Annotated in this window: 7 protein-coding genes; 3 read left to right on the top strand and 4 right to left on the bottom strand. The window is 64.5% G+C overall.

The annotated features are described in order from the left end of the window. The 3 genes from GJV64_RS10910 to GJV64_RS10900 form a co-directional block, all read right to left on the bottom strand. Window positions 1-797: outer membrane protein (locus GJV64_RS10910; RefSeq protein WP_164157257.1), on the bottom strand; the 797-nt coding region annotated here is incomplete at its 3' end. Window positions 798-962: 165 nt separating this feature from the next. Continuing rightward, complete coding sequence (locus GJV64_RS10905; RefSeq protein ID WP_164157256.1) at window positions 963-1,787, bottom strand: CPBP family intramembrane glutamic endopeptidase; 825 nt, start codon at window positions 1,785-1,787, stop codon at window positions 963-965. Next, window positions 1,771-2,442, bottom strand: coding sequence for a hypothetical protein (locus tag GJV64_RS10900; RefSeq protein WP_164157255.1), 672 nt, complete (start codon window positions 2,440-2,442; stop codon window positions 1,771-1,773). Before GJV64_RS10900 ends, GJV64_RS10905 begins: the two co-directional genes overlap by 17 nt. A 293-nt stretch (window positions 2,443-2,735) precedes the next feature. On the opposite strand from GJV64_RS10900, the gene GJV64_RS10895 reads away from it, so the two are divergent. From GJV64_RS10895 to GJV64_RS10885, 3 genes are all read left to right on the top strand, one after another. Beyond that, on the top strand, window positions 2,736-3,683 hold the full coding sequence (locus GJV64_RS10895; RefSeq protein ID WP_164157254.1) for an AraC family transcriptional regulator: 948 nt from the start codon (window positions 2,736-2,738) through the stop codon (window positions 3,681-3,683). 112 nt (window positions 3,684-3,795) lie between these two features. Then, window positions 3,796-4,212 (top strand): hypothetical protein, encoded by a 417-nt coding sequence (locus tag GJV64_RS10890; RefSeq protein WP_164157251.1) that lies wholly within the window; start codon window positions 3,796-3,798, stop codon window positions 4,210-4,212. Between the two features lie 17 nt (window positions 4,213-4,229). Then, complete coding sequence (locus GJV64_RS10885) at window positions 4,230-5,081, top strand: hypothetical protein (RefSeq protein ID WP_164157253.1); 852 nt, start codon at window positions 4,230-4,232, stop codon at window positions 5,079-5,081. A 97-nt stretch (window positions 5,082-5,178) separates the two neighbouring features. Here GJV64_RS10885 and GJV64_RS10880 read toward each other — a convergent pair. Further along, window positions 5,179-5,470, bottom strand: a 292-nt coding sequence (locus tag GJV64_RS10880) for a hypothetical protein (RefSeq protein WP_164157252.1), incomplete at its 5' end; no start/stop codon positions are given.

Here is a 5,470-nt window from a genome sequence, read left to right as displayed (position 1 = left end):
GGGCACGGCGGCAACGGCGGCGGGGGCGGCGGCGGAGGCGGGGGAGGCGGCGGCGGAGGGGGAGGCGGGGGAGGCGGTGGTGCTTCCTGGCCACCCAGGTTGAAGGTCAGCGTCGCCAGCACCGAATGCGACTTGAAGTCCGATTCATAGGTGGAACCGAACTGGTTGTCGTCCACCTTCACGTTGTTGACCTGAAAGTAGCGATACTTCACGCCGAGATCGACCGTCTTGCTCACCGGGAAGCGGAAGCCGGCTAGGCCCTGCCAGGCAAAGCGCCAGTCGCTGTCGTCAAAGAAATTGTTCTGCGCAAGGCCGGTGAAGGTCACATCGTGGCTGACCCGCGCGATCCCGGCGCCGCCGCCCAGGAACACCTGGAAGCCGTTGTCCTTGCCGATGTCGATCAGGCCGTTGCCCATGAAGCTGAGCGCGCTGGCCGAACCCTCGTTCAGTGCCCCGTTGGCTCGGGAATAGGTTTCGATCGCGGTGACGCCACTGCCGGCGCTGAGACGGCGAACGAAGCTGTTGAGCGTGGCCCGGCGATAGCTAGCTTCGGCTTCGAGCCTGAACCCGCCGAAGTCATAGCCGAGGATGCCGCCGAAATCATAGCCCGTGCGGGGATCGGACGTGGCCGTGTTGTAGTTGTTGACGGCCGAATCATCCGGCCGGTCGCGGATGCGGGTGAAATCGGTAGTGCGCGGGAACATCACGCCGGCATCGAGTTCGATGTACCATTGCTTTTCCTTGGCAAAGGCCGGCACGGACAGCACGGTCGACGCCAGCGCCCCTGCAATCAACATAGACTTCATAAATTCCCCCAGAAAGACGCGCGTTCGCGATGCCTGTCAGACACGCGTATTTTCGCAATACTGCGGGACGCAAACGCCGGGACAGGTCAAGTCGAGCCAATTTCTTGACGATTTACGCCAAAAAACCGCGTCAGAATCGGCCGCACCTCGCAGGCTTCATGTCTGTCGCGGCGAATTGTCCAAGACGTCGCTGACAGCGCGGCGTTCCGGATTGCGCAGCAGCCACAGGCCGTAAAGGGCGATGGGTGCCACCAGGGCCAAACCAGCGAACATATTCGTGGAACCACCCGCTGGCGTCGTCCTGTTCGGATCGGCAGAACCCAGGAACACGGCAAGATCCCAAAGCCAGTGTCCCACCATGATCGGGATCAGCGATCGGGTGCGGATGCGCATGGCGAGAAAACCAAAGCCGCTGAGAAAGGCGTTGAGGGCCTGGATGCCGGCATCGCCGAGTTCGCCGGTGATGAAGCCGTTCAGCAGGTGGACGCTGCCGAACAGCGCCGAGACCAGCAGAGCGCCGGGCCAGAAGGCGAGCGCCTTGCGCGCCGCGCCCCACAGCACTCCACGGAACGCCAGCTCTTCTGACAGACCAACAAATGCCGTGTTGATGGCAATGAAAGCCAGCGCCGGCATGGTCGGCCGGTGGCTGAGCAGCGCCACCCCGGCAAAAACGGCGATGTAGACGGCGATTGGCCACAGGAGCCATACCGAGGAAGCCGGGCGCGGGCCGTTGATGCCGATGTCGTTCCATCGCAAGGCGCGGCAGACCATCAGAAGGAACAATGCGGCCAGCGGCGAGGCATAGTTCACCTGCGCACTGACGAGGTCGCCCAGCGATCCCTGCCCTGCCTGCAAGATGCCGAACCACACGGTGATGCCGGCCCAGACAGCGAGCGCGATGATGGCAATGGCCAATCGGTTCATGGCGGACACGAGCAATTTCCCTTCATCAGCAACAACGGCCTCAAAGGGCCAGCGCAATCAGCGTGGCGGCACCGCTCCCGGCCAGGAGCGCCAGAAGGGTGAAGACAAGCGCCCAGCCGAAGGCGCCGCCGATTGGCTGGTGCAGCCGGCGCGCCACCCACTGGGTTTGCGCCCAGAGGAACCAGCCGATTGCGGCCACGCTCAGCGCAGCCGACGCTGGCAGACCAAAGTCGGGCAGGCGATACAACAGCAGCGCACCCTGCAGCATCAGGGCAAAGGGCGTCAGCAGAAAGCACTGGCTGTAGAAGGGCATGCGCAGTGTCTGCCGGTCGATGGCGATGCCGCGCTTGTTCAGCGACAGGCCGGCGATCACCAACGGGATGATCGCGAAGATCATCGCGCGCATCATCAACAAGTTTTGCGGCGACTTCACCAATGCCAAGCCCAGTTCGCCACCTGCCCTGGGCGCCTCCATACCGATGCTGACGCCCAACACATGGGTGAGCACCAGCGTGATCATCAGCAACAGCGGCGGGCTGAGTGAATCCGCATAGCGATCGGCCGGACTGTCGTCCTGTTCGTCTTCGGAATAGCGCGTGGCGGCATCGGGGCGCACCAAGATGCGCCAAAGCGTGCGAGGATAGAAGATCAGCCAGCCCATGACTTCATATAGAAGTTCCTCGAGCGAACGGATTATGCCGATGAAATCCATGCCCGGGCCCCTGTTGCTTGCCAATGGCTAGTGTGGCGGGGCTGCGACGTTAAGGCCATATGGCGCCACGGCTTGGACCATTCCGGCCAACTGCATTTTGGGTTAGTTTGCTTGCGGGAAATGAGCCAAGCATGACAGGGGGGGACGTCTTGCTGAACCAAAGTTCATGGGGCGAACCCTCTACCGCCCTCGGCAGCGATCCTGCAGCGGAGGCGGCGGCCCTCATCGAAAGTTTGGGCCCGGCCGCAGACCAGCTTTGCTCACGCGGAGCTGTCGCCCAGTATGAAGCCGATGTGGGTGATCCGGCGCGCACGCGGGCGGGCACATCCCTGGCTGGCACTTTCGGCCCGCTGCCGCGCTTCCTGCCGGTGCGCGATGTCGTACGCATCAGCTTCAACCTGTTGGACGCCGTCCCCCCCAACGCCCTCCTGCGGCGGCTGGCGCTGAGTCCCCGCATTCCGACCGACGACAATCTGATGCTCACCTTGCCGTTGGCGCCAACCCTGCGCGATGCGCTCGAACTGTCCATCCGCTATGGCAATGTCTCGCTGCCATGGTGGCGTCGGCGGCTTGAGTCGGTGGGCGATGAAATTCACATCGTCTATCGTCCGGCAGGGCAGATGGGCCGTCTCGAGACGGTCTCTGCGGAAGTGACCCTGGTGTCCACGCACCGCACCGTTGAGACCGTCATGGGCCGGAAGGTAGCGCAGGCGCGGATCAATTTCGCGTTGCCGCCAGTGAGCGATCCGGCCACGCTGGCCCAGCAGCTGGGGTGCGCCGTGACCGTGGGCGGCGACGCGCATTACATGGCGCTGCCGCTCGCGGCACTGGAATGGCCCAGCCCCTATCGGGATGATGCCTTGTGGCAGGATGGCCTGGCGCGCTGCGAGGCCGACCTGCTACAGCTACAGGACAGGCCGCTGACCGCCCGGGTGCGTGCCCATGTTGGCAGCAGGATCGATCGCGGCCAGATTGTGGGCCTTGAGGATACGGCGGCAGTGCTTTGCCTGTCGGTGCGCTCGCTGGTGCGGGCGCTCGCAGAGGCCGGCACCACCCACCACCGGCTGGTGGAGGAGGAGCGCCAATTGCGCGCGCGCCGGATGCTGGCCGCATCACAATTGTCGCTGGCCGATATCGCTGAACAACTGGGCTTTGCCGATCAATCCAGCTTTGGCCGCAAATGCCGGGAATGGTTCGGTGATAGCCCGGCACGCGTTCGACAGCGGTTGACCGGCAATTGACGCGCTTGAAGACGGGACCCGTGCCAATATTGGCGTGATTTGCCCAAAGGCTGGCGTCAAATACCCTCGAATCCAGTCTGACCTCCACATAGCATCACCCTGTCAATCGAGGGTGTGGGCTGTGTTGTTCAGACATTTCATTGCTGTGGGGCTGTTAGCCCTGCTGGCCGCATGCACGCCTTCGACGCCGAAACAGCAAAATGATACCAGCGAACCGGGAACGCCGGCAACGGAATCCTTTGCCTGGCCGGCGGCGCTGAATCCCTTTGGCGATGGCTATCCCAAGGCCGGCGATCCCTGCAGGCGTCTGGGCGAATCGGCGCTGACGGTCAATTTACTCGATGACAGCGCGATCCTCGTCGGCTGTCCCGGCGCGCCAGCCGACAGCGCGGCCGCGGCCTTGGTGACGGCCGGCGGCAAGGTGGTGGGAGAGGCGCAAGGCGTCACCATGATTTCCATCCCGCAAGGCGATGCCAATGCCGGCATGGCCGAAGCCGCGGCCAACCCGGCACCCAATCAGCCGCAATGACAACAGGGGAGACGACAATGACCAGCCTTGGGAAAACCATCGTGGGCCGCACCAGTCTGGCGTTGGCGGGGGCCTCCCTGCTGCTGACGCCGGTAGCCGCGCTTGCGGCCAAGGCCAGCGATCTGCGGGACTTGGTGGGCGCGCGCGCCGGCCAGGCCGAGGGCGATCTTGAATCACGGGGCTGGACGTCAACGGGCGTCCACAAGACCAACACGGGCAGCTACACCTATTGGTGGAATGCGCAGGGCAAGAATTGCGTGCGGGTGTCCACGCGCGATGGCCGCTATGACGCGATTACCGATGCGCGGAACAGCGACTGTGGCCAGAAGGGTGGCAACGATGGTGCCGCCATTGCCGCCGGTGCCGCAGCCCTGCTCGGCGTGCTCGCGCTGACCCACAAGTCGCACCACCGCGGCGACAAGGAATATGACAATCAGCAGGCCTATGCCGAGTTCGAGCGCGGCCACCGCGACGGCCTGTATAATCACAGCTATGACAGCCGAAACAGCACCAAGGAATATGCTGAGGGCTATCAGTCGGGTGCTGATGAACGGGCCCAGCAGTCCAGCTATCGCCCCGAGTATCGCAACTACCAGGGCAATGGCTGGTCGAACAACAACAGCGGCGGCTGGTCTGGCGGTGGTTCCGAACAGGTCGGCTTCAGCGATCTGGTGGGTGCCCGCGCCGCCGGCGTCCAGTCAGATCTTGGCAATCGCGGGTTCCGCATGGTGGACACCGTCGAATCCGGCGGCAACGACAAGATCACCATCTGGTGGAACGGCCGCAGCCGTCAGTGCGTGCAGATGATCACCGCCGATGGCCGGGCCAACAGCCTCACCGATATCGGCACCCACCCGCGCTGCCGCTGAAGCGGGCGGCATGACCCTGATCCGATCGGTCACGGCACTGCGGGGAGGGCGCCGGGGCGGCCGCGCCTTCTCTAGCGCGGCCGTCCAACTGCCAGGCTCAGGACAGCCGGCAGCGGATCGTTGGGCCCTGCTGGGGCTGGATGATGATCCGGCGCCCGTTCTGGCGAAGCGTCACCCACGGTTGCCATGCCCTGCCTGGCGCGGTCGCGACGGTCAGCAATTGGCCGTCACTCCGAATTGCCATTGCCGCTCCGTCGCTCGCCAGCAGGGCAAGGCCGCGCCATGCACCATCGCAGCGCAGCGGCCGGCTTGCGGCAGCCGTCGTGGCGACCAGCACGGCGCGGCGGTTTGCGTAGGCGGCTGCGAGGCAGGCGCGGTGATCGGCTTCG

This window comes from Sandarakinorhabdus rubra, from assembly GCF_010994245.1.
GTDB lineage: Bacteria > Pseudomonadota > Alphaproteobacteria > Sphingomonadales > Sphingomonadaceae > Sandarakinorhabdus > Sandarakinorhabdus rubra.
This window is presented reverse-complemented; position numbering and strand designations above follow the sequence as displayed.